This window comes from Fluviibacterium sp. S390 (assembly GCF_049800695.1).
Classification (GTDB): Bacteria; Pseudomonadota; Alphaproteobacteria; order Rhodobacterales; family Rhodobacteraceae; genus Meridianimarinicoccus.
This window is the reverse complement of sequence record NZ_JBNAFN010000001.1, coordinates 165,320-180,127: the sequence shown is the minus strand read 5'-3', so window position 1 is coordinate 180,127 and position 14,808 is coordinate 165,320. Positions and strand designations below refer to the sequence as shown.

Below are 14,808 nucleotides of genomic sequence, written 5' to 3'. Positions count from 1 at the left end.
CGGAGGATGCCCTTTTGTACCATGCCCGCCGCACGTTGATTTCCCTGGGCAGATGGCGGTTGGCCGTGCTGGCGCCAATGTTTGTGGCCCTCGGGCTGGCGGGATGTGCCCCGGTGCCCCTGGATGCGCCGAAACCGGTCAGCCGCGCCCTGGTGTCCGATGGCTCCACCATGCTCCAGCGCATCGCCCGGACGCACACCAGCGACAATCCCGACGGCGACTCCTCGCTGGTTACGCTGGAAGACGGCAATATCGCGCTGGGGGCCCGCCTGCGGCTGATCGAACGGGCCGAGCGCACACTCGACTTGCAGTACTTCCTGATGAAGCCCGATCTGGGCAGCGCGCTGGTGCTGACCGCCTTGCTGGATGCGGCGGATCGTGGCGTGCGGGTGCGCGTCTTGCTGGACGATGTCTTTACCACAATGTCGGACGACGCGCTTGGGCTTCTGGATGTGCATCCGGGCATCGAGGTGCGCATCTTCAACCCCTCGCCGCGCCCGGGGTGGAAAGCGGCGGGCTTTGTCACCGATTTCAACCGCGTCAACCGGCGCATGCACAACAAGTCCTTCGTGGCCGACGGAAGCTGGGCCATTGTCGGCGGGCGCAACATCGCCGATGAGTATTTCCAGATCGATACCAGCTCTGAGTTCGCCGATTTCGAGATGCTGGTGATCGGCCCGGCGGTGCAGGGGATCTCGGCCAGCTTCGATCACTATTGGAACGACGGCTGGTCAGTGCCCATTGGCCAGTTGCAACGCGACCCCAGCCCCGAGGAACTGGCCGAAGTTCGTGCCAACCTGGTGGCGCGTCTGAAACCGGCCCGGAATGTTTATGAAGGGGCCGTCAACGATCCCTTCTTCAAGCGTCTGTCCGCCGGGCAGATCCCGAGTTTCACGGGAAGGGTCGAAGTTGTTGTGGACGATCCCGCAAAACTGAAGGTGCCGGTCCCCGAGGGCCAGAAGATTCTGGCGCAGGATTTGCTGACCCGGATGAAAAACGCGAAAAAGCGCGTGGTTCTGCTGACGCCCTACTTCGTGCCGGAAGACTATGGTGCCCGGCTGTTTTCCGACCTGGCCGAACGCGGTGTGCGCGTGCAGATCGTCACCAATTCGCTGGGATCGACCAATCACGCTTATGTGCACGCGGGCTACAGGCGTCATCGCGAGGCGCTGCTGGCCGCCGGGGTGGAACTTTATGAGATCCGCTCGGACACGCCGCAGGCCCTGGGTCTGGTCCCGGAAGGCGATGAAACCGGCCTGGTAATGCACACCAAGCTGGCGGTGATCGACGATGACGCGGTGTTCGTCGGCTCGCTCAACCTCGACCCCAGGTCGATCAAGCAGAACACCGAGTTTGGCACCTTCGTGCGCAGCCGCGCCTTCGCGGGTGCCGTCTGGTCTGCACTGGACAACGATCTGCCCTTGTACACCTACCGGGTGGTCGCGGGCCCGGACGGGGATCTGCTGTGGTACTACGACGCGCCGGGGGCGGCGTCGGTGACCGATCGGGAACCCGGCGCAACGGCATGGAAGAATTTCGTGGTGGGCCTGACGGCCTTTCTGGGGATCGAGGAACAGCTCTGAGCCTGCGCGGGTCCGGCTGTGCCGTGCCGCCCCTTGACCCCGGTCCCCGGCAGCGCGCAGGTTGCGCGCCGACAATTGGAGTGTAGCTATGATCCCGGTGCGCGGTTTTGACGGACAGGTGGTGGCGGTGCTGGGGCTGGGGCGCTCGGGCCTTGCAGCGGCGCGCGCCTTGCAGGCCGGCGGGGCCGATCCGGTGGTCTGGGATGACGGCGCCGAAGGCCGGGCGCGGGCCGAGGCCGAAGGATTCACCCTGCGCGACCTGACGCGATCCGGGGCCTTCGACGATGTGGCCTGCCTTGTGGCCTCTCCCGGCATTCCACATCTCTTTCCAAAGCCCAACCCGGTGATCCATGCAGCCCTTGAGGCCGGGGTGCCGGTCGACAACGACATCGGCCTGTTCTTCCGGTCGTTCGCGACCGAGGATTGGGATCGCTTTGAAAAGGCGCCCAAGGTGGTGGCAGTGACCGGGTCGAATGGGAAATCGACCACCTCGGCCCTGATCCACCATTGCCTGACCGATGCGGGCCGTCCCAGCCAGTTGGCCGGCAACATCGGGCGCGGGGTGCTGGACATCGATCCGCCGGAAGATGGCGGCGTGGTGGTGCTGGAACTCAGCTCGTACCAGACCGACCTGGCCCGCGCGCTGACGCCGGATATCGCGGTGTTCACCAACCTGTCCCCGGATCATCTGGACCGCCACGGAGGCATGGGCGGCTATTTCGCTGCCAAGCGCCGGTTGTTCGCCGAAGGCGGGCCGGATCGCGCCGTGATCGGGGTGGACGAAGACCCGGGCCAGTTCCTGGCCGGGCAGATGGCCGAAGGCCCCGGCGACGACCGGGTCATCCGCGTGTCGGTTACCCGCAAGCTGGCCGGCATCGGCTGGAACGTACATGCCCGGAAGGGCTTTTTGTCCGAGACCCGAAAGGGGCGGCAATTGGCCAGTATCGACCTGCGCCCGATTTCCGGGCTGCCGGGCACCCACAACCACCAGAATGCCTGCGCGGCCTACGGGGCCCTGCGCGCCCTTGGCCTGCCGCCCCGCACCATCGAAGCCGGGTTTGCCTCTTTCGGCGGGCTGGCCCACCGCAGCCAGACGATCGCCGAGATCAACGGGGTGCGCTATGTCAACGACAGCAAGGCCACCAATGTGGACAGCGCGGCACAGGCGCTGAAGGCGTTCCACCGCATCCGCTGGATCGCTGGTGGGCTGGGCAAGGATGGCGGCATCAGCGGTCTTGCCGCCGAGTTGGGCAATGTCGAGAAAGCCTATCTGATCGGCCATTCCGCCCGCGATTTCGCATTGCAGTTGGCCGACACGCCGCACGAGATCTGCGAAACGCTGGACGCCGCCGTGGCCCGAGCCGCGGCAGAGGCCGCGCCCGGCGATACCGTTCTTCTGGCACCCGCCGCGGCCAGTTTCGACCAGTTCCCCGATTTCGAAAAGCGCGGCGAGGCGTTCATTGCGCTTGTCGAGGCACTAGCGCCCGCCAGCTAGGGGGCTCCCGCCGCCGTGTCGACCTGTCGGTCGAAAGGCGTTGGGCCGGGCGCCGCTGCGCGGCGCAAGATGAGTATTTGACCCAAGAAGAAGTTGCCACGGCGCAGGGGTTCTTCTTGGCACAAATACTCACAGCACCGCTGCCGCCAACCGGGCCACTCGACGGTCCGGGCGCTGTACGCCTGCTGCTTTCAGTGGCGTGGCAGAACACATTGGTGTAGGGTTGCTGAAAGCCCGGATACACGGGCACGGCAGAGCAGACAGTTTGGTACGGGCATACCCATGACAGAGATGGCGCACGGGGCGATTCCGCGAAGCGCGGGAGAACCGTTGATTCCGAAATGGTGGCGGACCATCGACCGGTGGTCTCTGGTCTGCGTGCTGGCCTTGTTCGGCATCGGCATGTTGCTGGGGCTGGCAGCCTCGCCCCCCCTGGCCGAGCGCAACGGGCTGTCGCCGTTCTACTACGTGCAGAAGCAGGCGATTTTCGGGGCCATGGCCTTTGTCGTGATGCTGTTCTGTTCGATGCTGGATCCACGCGAGGTGCGGCGGCTGGGGGTCATTGCCTTCGTGGGCGCGTTCATTGCCCTGATCCTGCTGCCGGTGTTCGGCACCAATTTCGGTAAGGGCGCCGTGCGCTGGTACTCGCTTGGGTTCGGCTCGTTGCAACCCTCTGAGTTCCTGAAACCGGCCTATATCATTCTGGCGGCCTGGCTCATGGCGGCCTCGCAACAGGTGGCCGGACCGCCGGGGCGGCTGATGTCGGCAGCCCTGGCGCTGGTGATCGTTCTGATCCTTGCGATGCAACCGGACTATGGGCAGGCCTGCCTGGTCCTGTTTTCCTGGGGGGTGATGTATTTCGTCGCTGGTGCGCCGATCGTCCTGCTGATCCTTGTGGCCGGGGCGGTCGTTGCCGGGGGGGTGCTGGCCTACAACAGTTCGGAGCATTTCGCGCGCCGCATCGACGGCTACCTGTCGACCGAAATCGATCCCACCACTCAGATCGGCTATGCCGCCAATGCCATCCGCGAAGGCGGCGTGTTCGGCGTTGGCGTGGGCGAGGGGGAAGTGAAGATCTTTCTGCCCGATGCCCATACCGATTTCATCATCGCGGTTGCGGCCGAGGAATACGGGCTGGTGCTGGTTCTGGCGATCATCGTGCTCTATTGCGCCGTCACCGTGCGGTCGCTGCTGCGTCTGCTGAAGGAGCGTGACCCCTTCGTGCGCTATGCCGGCACCGGGTTGGCCTGCGTTCTGGGAATGCAGGCGATGGTCAACATGGGCGTGGCGGTGCGGCTGTTGCCCACCAAGGGCATGACCCTGCCGTTCGTGTCCTACGGCGGCTCGTCGGTGATCGCGGCGGGGATCACCGTGGGCATGTTGCTGGCCCTGACCCGGACCCGCCCGCAGGGACGCATGGCCGATGTTTTGAGACACCGGAGTTGAGAATTTGAGCCAACCCTTGCTTGTCATTGCCGCTGGCGGCACCGGCGGCCATATGTTTCCCGCCCAGGCGCTGGCCGAGGCCATGTTGCGGCGAGGCTGGCGTGTAAAGCTGTCCACCGATGAACGCGGTGCCCGCTATGCGGGCGGCTTTCCGCATACGGTCGAGGTCGAACAGGTGACCGCGGCGACGTTTTCGCGGGGCGAAGGGATTGAAAAGGCCCTGGTGCCGCTGCGCATCGGGCGCGGCGTCCATGCCGCCTGGCGGCAGATGAAGCGCGAGACCCCCGCCATCGTGGTGGGGTTTGGCGGATATCCGTCGGTGCCGGCGCTGGCGGCGGCCAGCCTGCTGAAGCTGCCCCGGCTGATCCACGAACAGAACGGCGTTCTGGGGCGGGTGAACAGGTTCTTCGCCCCGCGCGTCGACGCCATCGCCTGTGGCACATGGCCCACGACCCTGCCTGAGGGGGTCGAAGGCATACCCACCGGCAATCCGGTGCGGGCCGAGGTGCTGGAGCGTGCCGGTGCCCCCTATATCCCGCCCGGCGATTACCCCATGCATCTTTTGATCATCGGTGGCAGCCAGGGCGCGCGGATCCTGTCCAACATGGTGCCGCAGGCCATCGTTGGCTTGCCCGACGACCTGAAGGCGCGTCTGCGCATTTCGCACCAGGCGCGGGGCGAGGACGAAGAACGCGTGCGGGCCTTCTATGATCTGCACAACCTGCAGGCCGATGTGCAGCCCTTCTTCCGCGATGTGCCGGCCCGGCTGGCGGAATCGCAACTGGTGATCTCGCGCTCGGGCGCCTCGTCGGTGGCCGACATCTCGGTGATCGGGCGGCCGTCGATCCTTGTGCCCTATGCCGCCGCCACCGGCGATCACCAGACCGCAAACGCGCGCGGGCTGGTCGATGCCGATGCGGCCATCCTGATCCCCGAAAGCCACCTGACCCAGCAAATCATGACCGAGCAGATCGCGGCGGTCCTGCAACACCCGGATACCGCTGTGAAGATGGCCCATGGCGCTTTGGCGCAGGGCAGGCCAGATGCCACCGATCGCCTTGTGGCGCTGGTCGAGACTTACGCCGACAAAGGACAGAACAGATGAAGCATTGGGAAGCCCGCATGAACGCCGCCACGAAACTGCCGCTGGAACTTGGAGCCATCCATTTTGTCGGGATCGGCGGGATCGGCATGTCGGGCATCGCCGAGGTGCTTCTCAACCACGGCTACCAGGTGCAGGGATCGGACCTGAAGGCCTCGAAGATCACCGAGCGACTGGCCAAGCTGGGCGCACGGATCTTCGTGGGGCAGACTGCCGAGAACCTGGCCGAGGCCGATGTTGTCGTGATCTCGTCAGCGATTAAGCCGGGCAATCCGGAACTGGACGAAGCCCGCCGCCGTGGCCTGCCCGTGGTGCGCCGGGCCGAGATGCTGGCCGAGCTGATGCGGCTGAAGTCCAACATCGCCGTCGCCGGAACCCACGGCAAGACCACCACCACCACCATGGTGGCGACGCTGCTGGACGCAGGCGGCATCGATCCGACGGTCATCAACGGCGGCATCATCCACGCCTATGGTTCGAACGCGCGGATGGGGCAGGGCGAATGGATGGTGGTCGAGGCGGACGAAAGCGACGGCACTTTCAACCGCCTTCCGGCCACCATTGCCATCGTCACCAACATCGACCCTGAGCACATGGAGCATTGGGGCGATTTCGACACGCTGCGGGATGGATTCCATGAATTCGTCTCGCGCATTCCGTTCTACGGGCTGGCGGTCTGCTGCACCGATCATGCCGAGGTCCAGACCCTGGTGGGCCGGATCACCGACCGCCGGGTGCGGACCTTCGGCTTCAACGCGCAGGCCGATGTGCGCGCCGTGAACCTGCGGTACGAGGGCGGTGTGGCCCATTTCGACATTCGCCTTCAGTTCGAGGATTCGGTGATCGAAGGGTGTACCCTGCCGATGCCGGGCGATCACAACGTCTCGAACGCGCTGGCGGCCGTGGCCGTGGCCCGCCACCTGGGCATGAAGCGCGCGGAAATCCGGCAGGCGCTGGCCAACTTCAAGGGCGTCAACCGGCGCTTTACCAAGGTCGGCGAGGTCAACGGCATCACGATCATCGACGACTATGGCCATCACCCGGTGGAAATCGCCGCCGTGCTGAAAGCCGCGCGACAGGCCACCGAGGGCCGGATCATCGCCGTGCATCAGCCGCACCGCTATTCGCGCCTGCATTCGCTGTTCGAGGATTTCTGCACCTGTTTCAACGAGGCTGACGTGGTCGGCATCGCCGAGGTTTTCGGAGCTGGCGAAGATCCCATCGAGGGCGCCACCCGCGAAGGTCTGGTTCAGGGGCTGATCGCCCACGGCCATCGCCACGCCCGCGTCGTCACTTGCGAGGATGACCTTGTGCGTCTCGTCCGCGAACAGGCCCGCCCCGGTGACATGGTGGTGTGCCTTGGGGCCGGGACGATCAGTGCCTGGGCCAATGCGCTGCCGGGGCGGTTGGCTGACTGACGCGGCCGCCGTGTGACGTGATGCATATCCGGCGATCGCGGTTGCCGGATGTGCGTTTGTCATGGGAAGTTCCCGCGCCGGATTGCAGGAAGATCGCAAAAGCCCCGTGTCACAGGGGGGCAAGGTGCAAAGGTGGGCACGCCTGTCGTTGTGTGCAACTTCCAGCCAGATGAAGAAGAACGGCCGCCCGCGTTTCAGGGCGTGGGGCAAGCCTGCGCGATGCGCGTGGCCGGCCAGTCGCGATCCAACACCAGCGGCATCAGGTTGAGCATCCCGTCGTCGTCGATCAGTGTGGCAAGTTCGGCCACCATCGCGCCGATCTGTGCGGCCAGTTCGGCCTCGCGGTTTGGGTCAAGTTCGCCATGGGAATAGGCCATGGGATCGCCGGTCAGGCGCGCGGCCAGGGTGGCGATGCGCGCCGGGCTGACCGGGTGGGAACTGGCATCGCGCCCGGCCTCGTCCAGCGGATCCAGCCACCAGGCGGCCATGTAGTACCAGAACACTCCCATCGGCAGCCCGCCCAGCCGTTCGAAATGATCCAGCGCGAAGGCGTCGGCGGCGATCTCTTGTCGCTGGCTTTCGGCACTGGGCAGCTCGCCTTCGTGGTTCAGCAGGATATGGCCCAACTCATGCGCAAGGATGAATTGCAGGCCGGAACTGACGATCTTGCCCGAGACGTTGTAGGTGAATTCATCGGCAAAGGCGGTGTCGCGGTCGATGTTGAAAGCGCGCAGCGGCGAAGGCAGCGGGCGCCCTTCGCGCAGCTTGGCCCAGAGATAGGCCTGTATCGCCTCGGGATTGCAGTTCTGGCTTTCGACCCAGGCGAACAGCGTGGCGACATCGTCGAAAAAGCGGATCGACTCAATCGGGAAATAGATCACGCCGCGGCCGGGGTGGGCGAAGAAGTCCAGTGGCGAGCGGCCCTGTTCGGGAAACTCCAGCCGCACCTGTGCCGCGCGCGGACGCAGATCGCGCGGCAGGTTGCCCAGTATGTCCTGTGTGAACACACGCTGTATGTCGGGCGTGGCCGCCTGGAAGGTATGGCGCATCTCGTCAGGCGTATAAAGCTGCGCCGACACCGGGGCGGCGAGCAGGGCAAGGGTGACGGCAAGGGCCCTCAGCACAGCGGGTGCAGTGCGGACCAGGCGGTGCGCGCCTCCTGTGACGGGGTGGGGCCGCCCGTGTTGCGGGCCCAGTCGGCGAAATCGGATCGGTTGCCCCAGGCCGGTTGCCACAGACCTGCCAACAGCGACAGCTTCACGTCGGTCACGTCGATTTCGGTCCGTGCGGAAAGGGTCTGCCCGTCGATCAGGCAGTTCAGGCTGCGCAACTGCCGCTGTGCGACGGAAGCGTCATAGCCGGTGCCCGTGGTCTGCGGGCCGGGGCCGGCATCGGGATAAAGCGGCGCCACGCCGGTAAACCCGCCGGCCGGTGTCCCGCCTTCGGCCACCTGCATCCCTTCTGGCGCGGCTGCCGAGGTGACTTCGATCGGGTGTTCCAGCGAGACCCAGGCGTAGCCGATCAGCGCCATCAGCACGAAGACCGGTGTCGAAAACACGAAGGAGCCGCCAAGCCCCAATGGCGCGCCCTCGGCCAGATTGATCTTCTGGACCGTGCGCCAGAAGCCGATCATCACGACCAGTGCCACCAGCAGGACAACGGCTGTCAGGGTCAGCCGTTCGGCAATGCGGAACAGAATGATGGTGTCCATGAGGCACTCCTTGTCCTTGGGGAAGTGTTGGCCATTTCCCGCACCCGATCAAGTCAGGTCACCGCGACCCGCAGTTCTATGCGTGACAGGGCGGGGGTTTCGCGTTACCCCGCGCCGGAACCCTGATCCTGATCCATTTCCGGAAAGCCGACGTGCCGACGACCCCTGCAAGACCCCTGTCTGACCTGACCTGGCTGCGGGTGGGCGGCCCCGCCGAGATCTTCTTCCAGCCCACGGACCTGGAGGATCTGAAGGCGACGCTGGCTGGGCTCGACCCCATGGTGCCGGTGTTTCCCATGGGCGTGGGGTCGAACCTGATCGTGCGCGATGGCGGCATCCGGGGCATGGTGGTGCGGCTGGGGCGCGGGTTCAACCAGATCCGAATCGACGGCGATCTGGTGGTCGCCGGAGCCGCGGCGCTGGATGCCCATGTGGCGCGCAAGGCGGCGCAAGCCGGGCGCGACCTGACGTTCCTGCGCACGATTCCCGGTGCCATTGGCGGGGCGGTGCGGATGAACGCAGGCTGCTATGGCCAATATGTCGCCGATCATTTCGTGTCCGCGCAGGCGGTGACACGGGCAGGCGACTCGGTGACCCTGAGCGCCGATGATCTGGCCTTCGGCTATCGCCACAGCACTTTGCCCGACGGCTGGGTGCTGACAGAGGCCACCTTTCGCGCCCCCGCTGGCGATCCGGCGGCGCTGGAAGCGAAGATGGCCGAACAGTTGGCCAAGCGCGATGCGACCCAACCCACCAAGGACCGCACGGCCGGATCGACCTTCCGCAACCCGTCGGGGTTTTCCTCGACCGGGCGGGCCGACGACGTGCATGACCTGAAGGCCTGGAAGCTGATCGACGACGCCGGGATGCGGGGCGCGCGCAAGGGCGGGGCGCAAATGTCGGAAAAGCATTCCAACTTCCTGACCAATGCCGGTGGCGCAACCGCCGCCGATCTGGAAGATCTGGGCGAGGACGTGCGAAAAAGGGTTTTCGAAAACAGTGGCATCACGCTAGAGTGGGAAATCATGCGTGTAGGCGAAAAGCCCGGCTGAACGGGACGCCCACACCAGAAGATCAGACCGGAAAAATCCGGCGGTTCGAGCAGCGGGGCCAGGCGCCCCACAACAGATTGAGGCAGGGTCATGTCGTCCAAGACAGATCCCTTGGTGGCCGTCCTGAAGGGCGGGCTGTCCGCTGAGCGTGACGTGTCGCTCAGTTCGGGACGGGAATGTGCCGTGGCCCTTCGGGCGGCGGGCTTTCGTGTGGCCGAAATCGACGCGGGGGCCGATCTGCCCGCGCAACTGGCCGCGACCGTGCCGGACGTGGTGTTCAACGCCCTGCATGGACGCTGGGGCGAGGATGGCTGCGTGCAGGGCCTGCTGGAATGGCTGCACCTGCCTTATACCCATTCAGGCGTGCTGGCTTCGGCGCTGGCGATGGACAAGACCCGCACCAAGTCGGCCTATGCCGCCGCCGGCCTGCCAGTGGTCGAGAGCGGGATTTTCGACGCCGAGGCCGTGCGCGCCGGGCACGTGATGGATCCGCCCTACGTGGTGAAGCCCAACAACGAAGGCTCCTCGGTCGGGGTCTACCTGGTGCACGAGGCCGCCAACGGCCCACCGCAACTGGCCCCCGAAATGCCGGGCCGGGTGATGGTCGAGCGATTCGCGCCGGGCCGCGAAATGACCACCACCGTTCTGGGGGCGGGCGTCGGCGGGGACGCATCGCGTGCGTTGACCGTGACCGACATCCTGATGGACGGCTGGTACGATTACGAGGCGAAATATGCCCCCGGCGGCTCGCGCCACGTGCTGCCCGCCGATGTGCCGACCGAGATTTTCGAGGCCTGTCTGGATTACGCCGTGCGCGCTCATGAGGCGTTGGGATGCCGGGGCGTATCGCGCACCGATTTCCGCTGGGACGAAAGCCGCGGGTTGGACGGGTTGATCCTGCTGGAAACCAACACCCAGCCGGGCATGACGCCGACCTCGCTGGTGCCCGAACAGGCCGCACATTGCGGCATCGACTATCCGACCCTCGTGCGCTGGATGGTGGAGGACGCCTCATGCGACCGTTGATCCACCGCCGCCGCGACCTGAACGATCCCGCGCCCAGCCGCGCGGCCTATCGCATGACGCGGTTGTGGCTGTCGCCGCTGTTCCGGCGTCTGGTCACGGCGGTGATGCCCGCGGCCCTGATCTTTGGGGGGGCGGCGGCTTGGGTCACCCAGCCCGCGCAGATCGACATGGTGAAGACCTGGACCGGGGATATCCTCGCCTCGGTCGAAGCCCGTCCCGAGTTCCAGATCCGGCAGATGGCGGTGACCGGGGCCTCGCCGGTGCTGGCCGAGGCGATCCGCGCACGGCTGTCGCTGGAGTTTCCGGTCAGCTGGTTCCGGCTTGACCCGGAACTGTTGCAGGCCAGCGTCGCCGAGCTGGACGCGGTGGCGCAGGTGCAGGTGTCGGTCGAACTGGGCGGTGCCCTGAGCATCGCCGTGCGTGAACGCGAACCGGCGGTGATCTGGCGACGGCCCTTCGCGCTGGAGATGCTGGACGCCACCGGCCATCGCATCGCCTATATCGACCATCGCGACGGTCGCCCCGACCTGCCGCTGGTCACCGGAACCGGGGCCGATGCGGCCATCCCCGAGGCGCTGGCCCTGATCGCCTCAGCCGAGCCGATCCAGGACCGCCTGCGGGCCCTGACCCGGCGCGGCGAACGGCGCTGGGACATCATGCTGGATCGCGACCAGGTGATCCGGCTGCCCGAAACCGGCGCGCAGCAGGCGCTGGAACGGACGCTGGCGATTCATGCGGCGCTGGATCTTCTCAATCGCGACGTGCCGGTCGTGGACATGCGCAATCCGGGCCGTCCGACGGTCCGGCTGGGGCCGGGGGCGATGGACTACCTGCGCCTCACCCGCTCATTCGAACAGGGACTTGCAAGCCAATGATGGACGTATTCGAAACGCAACGCGCGATGCGCCAGATGCGCAAGGCCGCCATGCAGCGCGGCGTGGTGGCGGTTCTGGACATGGGCACGCATCAGGCCACCTGCCTGATCCTGCGATTTGATGGCGGCGACCTGCCCACGGTGGACGGGGTCGGACCGATGGCCGGGCAGTCGCAATTCCGGGTGATCGGGGCCGCGACGACACGGGCACGCGGTATGCGGCATGGCGAGATTTCGGCCATGCAGGAGACCGAGCGGGCCATCCGCACGGTGGTGCAGGCCGCCCAGAAAATGGCGCAGGTGCGGGCCGACCATGCCATCGTGTGTTTCTCGGGCGCCAATCCGCGCTCGTACGGGGTCACAGGCGAGATCGACGTGACCGGGCAGGAGGTCAGCGAAAGCGATGTGGCCGCCGTTCTGGGCAGTTGCGACACGCCGGATATTGGCGGTCATCGCACCATCCTGCACGCGCAACCGGTGAACTTTGCGCTCGATTATCGCTCGGGCCTGTCGGATCCGCGCGGCCAGATCGGCAACACGCTGACCACCGACATGCATCTTCTGGCGGTGGATCGGGCGGTTGTGCAGAACATCCTGCACTGCGTGAAGCGCTGCGATCTGGAACTGGCCGGGCTGGCGTCATCGGCCTATGCGGCGGGCATTTCGGCGATGGTCGAGGACGAGCAGAAACTGGGCGCCGCCTGCATCGACATGGGTGCAGGCACCACAGGCATCTCGATCTTCCTGCGCGGCCACATGATCTTTGCCGACACGGTGCGCATCGGCGGTGCACATGTGACCCAGGACATCTCCAAGGGGCTGGGCATTCCGCTGGATCTGGCTGAACGCATCAAGACCCTGCATGGCGGGCTGGAGGCCACCGGGCGCGACGACCGCGAGACGATCCCGCTGACCGGCGAGACCGGCGATTGGGAACATGACCGGCGCGAAATCTCGCGATCCGAACTGATCGGCATCATGCGGCCCCGGGTCGAGGAGATCCTCGAAGACGTGCACGCCCGGCTGGAGGCTGCGGGCTTTGACCATCTGCCCAGCCAGAAGATCGTGCTGACCGGCGGCGCCAGCCAGGTGCCCGGACTGTCGGCGCTGGCCACGCGGATGCTGGGCCAGCAGGTGCGGCTGGGCCGGCCGCTGCGCATCCAGGGGATGCCGCAGGCGGCGGCGGGACCGGGGTTTGCGGCCACCGTGGGGCTGTGCCTTTTCGCGGCACATCCACAGGACGAATGCTGGGATTTCGACATCGAAACCCACCGTTATCCGGCCAGATCCCTGCGTCGCGCCGTGCGCTGGTTCAGGGAGAACTGGTAGATTGGCGGCGCGAAGCCGCCAAACCTTGTGGTTTTTGACCCAAATGTACAGATTTTGGCGTGACCCAGCGCCACGGGGCGGATACACTCGCTGCCAATGAGCACGCGCGGGCGCAAAGTCCGTAAATTAACTACAGGCGGATCCAGACATGACATTGAACCTGACTATGCCCGAGCAGGAAGATTTGACTCCGAAGATCACCGTCTTCGGTGTGGGCGGGGCCGGCGGCAACGCGGTCAACAACATGATCGAAAAGGCGCTGGAAGGCGTCGAATTCGTGGTGGCCAACACCGATGCGCAGGCCCTGCAGCAAAACCGGTCGGTTTCCAAGGTGCAGATGGGCATCAAGGTGACCGAAGGTCTGGGCGCGGGGGCGCGGCCTTCGGTCGGTGCGGCGGCGGCGGAAGAATCGATCGAACAGATCGTTGATCATCTGGTCGGCAGCCACATGTGCTTCATCACCGCCGGCATGGGGGGCGGCACCGGTACCGGGGCGGCCCCGATCATCGCGCAGGCCGCGCGGGAACTTGGCGTTCTGACCGTCGGCGTCGTGACCAAGCCGTTCCAGTTCGAAGGCGCCAAGCGCATGCGCAAGGCGGAAGAGGGGATCGAATGCCTGCAAAAGGTCGTCGACACCCTGATTATCATTCCGAACCAGAACCTGTTCCGTCTGGCCAATGAAAAGACCACCTTTACCGAGGCCTTCTCGATGGCCGACGACGTTCTGTACCAGGGCGTCAAGGGTGTCACCGACCTGATGGTCCGTCCGGGCCTGATCAACCTCGACTTCGCGGACGTGCGCGCCGTGATGGACGAGATGGGCAAGGCCATGATGGGCACCGGCGAGGGCGAGGGCGAGCAGCGCGCGATCCAGGCCGCCGAAAAGGCCATCGCCAACCCGCTGCTGGACGAGATTTCGCTGAAGGGCGCGCGCGGCGTGCTCATCAACATCACCGGCGGCTACGATCTGACCCTGTTCGAACTGGACGAGGCCGCCAACCGCATCCGCGAGGAAGTGGACCAGGACGCCAACATCATCGTCGGCTCGACCCTCGACACCGACATGGAAGGCTGCATGCGCGTTTCGGTTGTGGCCACCGGCATCGATGCCGCTGTGGAAGCTGCCGACACCCCGGTGCCGCGCCGCAGCCTTGCGACGCCGCTGACCAACAAGGTCGCCGCCGAGGAAAAGCCGGCAGAAGCCGCCGCACCGGCACCGGTGGAAGCGCCCGTTGTCGCGCCTGCCGCGGCCATGGCCCAGCCCGCCGCCGCACCGGTGGTGGCAGAGGAGCCGACGCTGTTCCACGATCTCGATCCGCAGCCGCAAGCTCCGGCAGCACAGCAACCACAGGCCAGCGATGACCTGCCGCCGCCCGCCTATGCGCCGGCCCCGGCTGGCGATGCCGCCGGCATCGCCGCGCGGTCTGCCGGAACCCCGTCTGCCGAAACCCTGCGGCGCCTGGAAGCGGCGGTCCGCAAGGCTCCGGAAGGCTACGAGACCGCAGCGCGGCCCGCCGCGCAACCGGCGGCAGCCCCGGTGGCTGAACCGAGCCATGACAAGGCCCGCTTCGGGATCAACTCCCTGATCAACCGAATGACCGGCCACGGCACTGAGCAGCGCCCGGCAAGCCCCACCGCACGGCAGCAGCCGCCGATGCAATCGATGCCCCAGGACCTGCCCGAGGATGACGCCGACCTCGATAAAATCGAAATCCCGGCCTTTCTCCGCCGCCAGGCCAACTGATTTTTTACACGGTCTGAAACAATTGAAG

12 protein-coding genes are annotated in these 14,808 nt (G+C 66.0%); 10 read left to right on the top strand and 2 right to left on the bottom strand.

Annotated features, from left to right (window positions below):
• Positions 1–77: 77 nt before the first annotated feature.
• From ACP15K_RS00800 to murC, 5 genes are all read left to right on the top strand, one after another.
• On the top strand, positions 78–1,583 hold the full coding sequence (locus ACP15K_RS00800; protein WP_424989589.1) for a phospholipase D-like domain-containing protein: 1,506 nt from the start codon (positions 78–80) through the stop codon (positions 1,581–1,583).
• 88 nt (positions 1,584–1,671) lie between these two features.
• Positions 1,672–3,078, top strand: a complete 1,407-nt coding sequence (gene murD / locus ACP15K_RS00795; protein ID WP_193139348.1) for a UDP-N-acetylmuramoyl-L-alanine--D-glutamate ligase — start codon at positions 1,672–1,674, stop codon at positions 3,076–3,078.
• A 282-nt stretch (positions 3,079–3,360) separates the two neighbouring features.
• Positions 3,361–4,524 (top strand): putative lipid II flippase FtsW, encoded by a 1,164-nt coding sequence (ftsW, locus tag ACP15K_RS00790; RefSeq protein ID WP_193139347.1) that lies wholly within the window; start codon positions 3,361–3,363, stop codon positions 4,522–4,524.
• 4 nt (positions 4,525–4,528) lie between these two features.
• Positions 4,529–5,629 (top strand): UDP-N-acetylglucosamine--N-acetylmuramyl-(pentapeptide) pyrophosphoryl-undecaprenol N-acetylglucosamine transferase, encoded by a 1,101-nt coding sequence (locus tag ACP15K_RS00785; RefSeq protein WP_424989588.1) that lies wholly within the window; start codon positions 4,529–4,531, stop codon positions 5,627–5,629.
• A 17-nt stretch (positions 5,630–5,646) separates the two neighbouring features.
• Positions 5,647–7,044: a UDP-N-acetylmuramate--L-alanine ligase gene (gene murC, locus ACP15K_RS00780; protein ID WP_424989659.1), complete on the top strand. Its 1,398-nt coding sequence runs from the start codon at positions 5,647–5,649 to the stop codon at positions 7,042–7,044.
• Between the two features lie 194 nt (positions 7,045–7,238).
• On the opposite strand, the gene ACP15K_RS00775 is transcribed toward murC, so the two are convergent.
• Together ACP15K_RS00775 and ACP15K_RS00770 are read right to left on the bottom strand one after the other, a co-directional pair.
• Positions 7,239–8,168 (bottom strand): hypothetical protein, encoded by a 930-nt coding sequence (locus ACP15K_RS00775; protein ID WP_424989587.1) that lies wholly within the window; start codon positions 8,166–8,168, stop codon positions 7,239–7,241.
• Positions 8,162–8,755: a hypothetical protein gene (locus ACP15K_RS00770; RefSeq protein WP_424989586.1), complete on the bottom strand. Its 594-nt coding sequence runs from the start codon at positions 8,753–8,755 to the stop codon at positions 8,162–8,164. The genes ACP15K_RS00775 and ACP15K_RS00770 overlap by 7 nt, the downstream gene beginning before the upstream one ends.
• A gap of 152 nt (positions 8,756–8,907) precedes the next feature.
• Here ACP15K_RS00770 and murB point away from each other — a divergent pair, with 152 nt between their 5' ends.
• From murB to ftsZ, 5 genes are all read left to right on the top strand, one after another.
• On the top strand, positions 8,908–9,807 hold the full coding sequence (murB, locus tag ACP15K_RS00765; protein WP_424989585.1) for a UDP-N-acetylmuramate dehydrogenase: 900 nt from the start codon (positions 8,908–8,910) through the stop codon (positions 9,805–9,807).
• A gap of 90 nt (positions 9,808–9,897) precedes the next feature.
• Positions 9,898–10,833, top strand: a complete 936-nt coding sequence (locus ACP15K_RS00760) for a D-alanine--D-alanine ligase (RefSeq protein WP_424989584.1) — start codon at positions 9,898–9,900, stop codon at positions 10,831–10,833.
• A complete protein-coding gene (locus ACP15K_RS00755) occupies positions 10,821–11,708 on the top strand; it encodes a cell division protein FtsQ/DivIB (RefSeq protein WP_193139335.1) in 888 nt (295 codons plus the stop codon). Before ACP15K_RS00760 ends, ACP15K_RS00755 begins: the two co-directional genes overlap by 13 nt.
• Positions 11,705–13,036 carry a cell division protein FtsA gene (gene ftsA, locus ACP15K_RS00750; protein WP_424989583.1) on the top strand — a complete coding sequence of 444 codons (1,332 nt, stop codon included), beginning with the start codon at positions 11,705–11,707 and terminating at the stop codon, positions 13,034–13,036. The genes ACP15K_RS00755 and ftsA overlap by 4 nt, the downstream gene beginning before the upstream one ends.
• 148 nt (positions 13,037–13,184) lie before the next feature.
• A complete protein-coding gene (gene ftsZ, locus ACP15K_RS00745; protein WP_193139331.1) occupies positions 13,185–14,780 on the top strand; it encodes a cell division protein FtsZ in 1,596 nt (531 codons plus the stop codon).
• Positions 14,781–14,808: the final 28 nt, after the last annotated feature.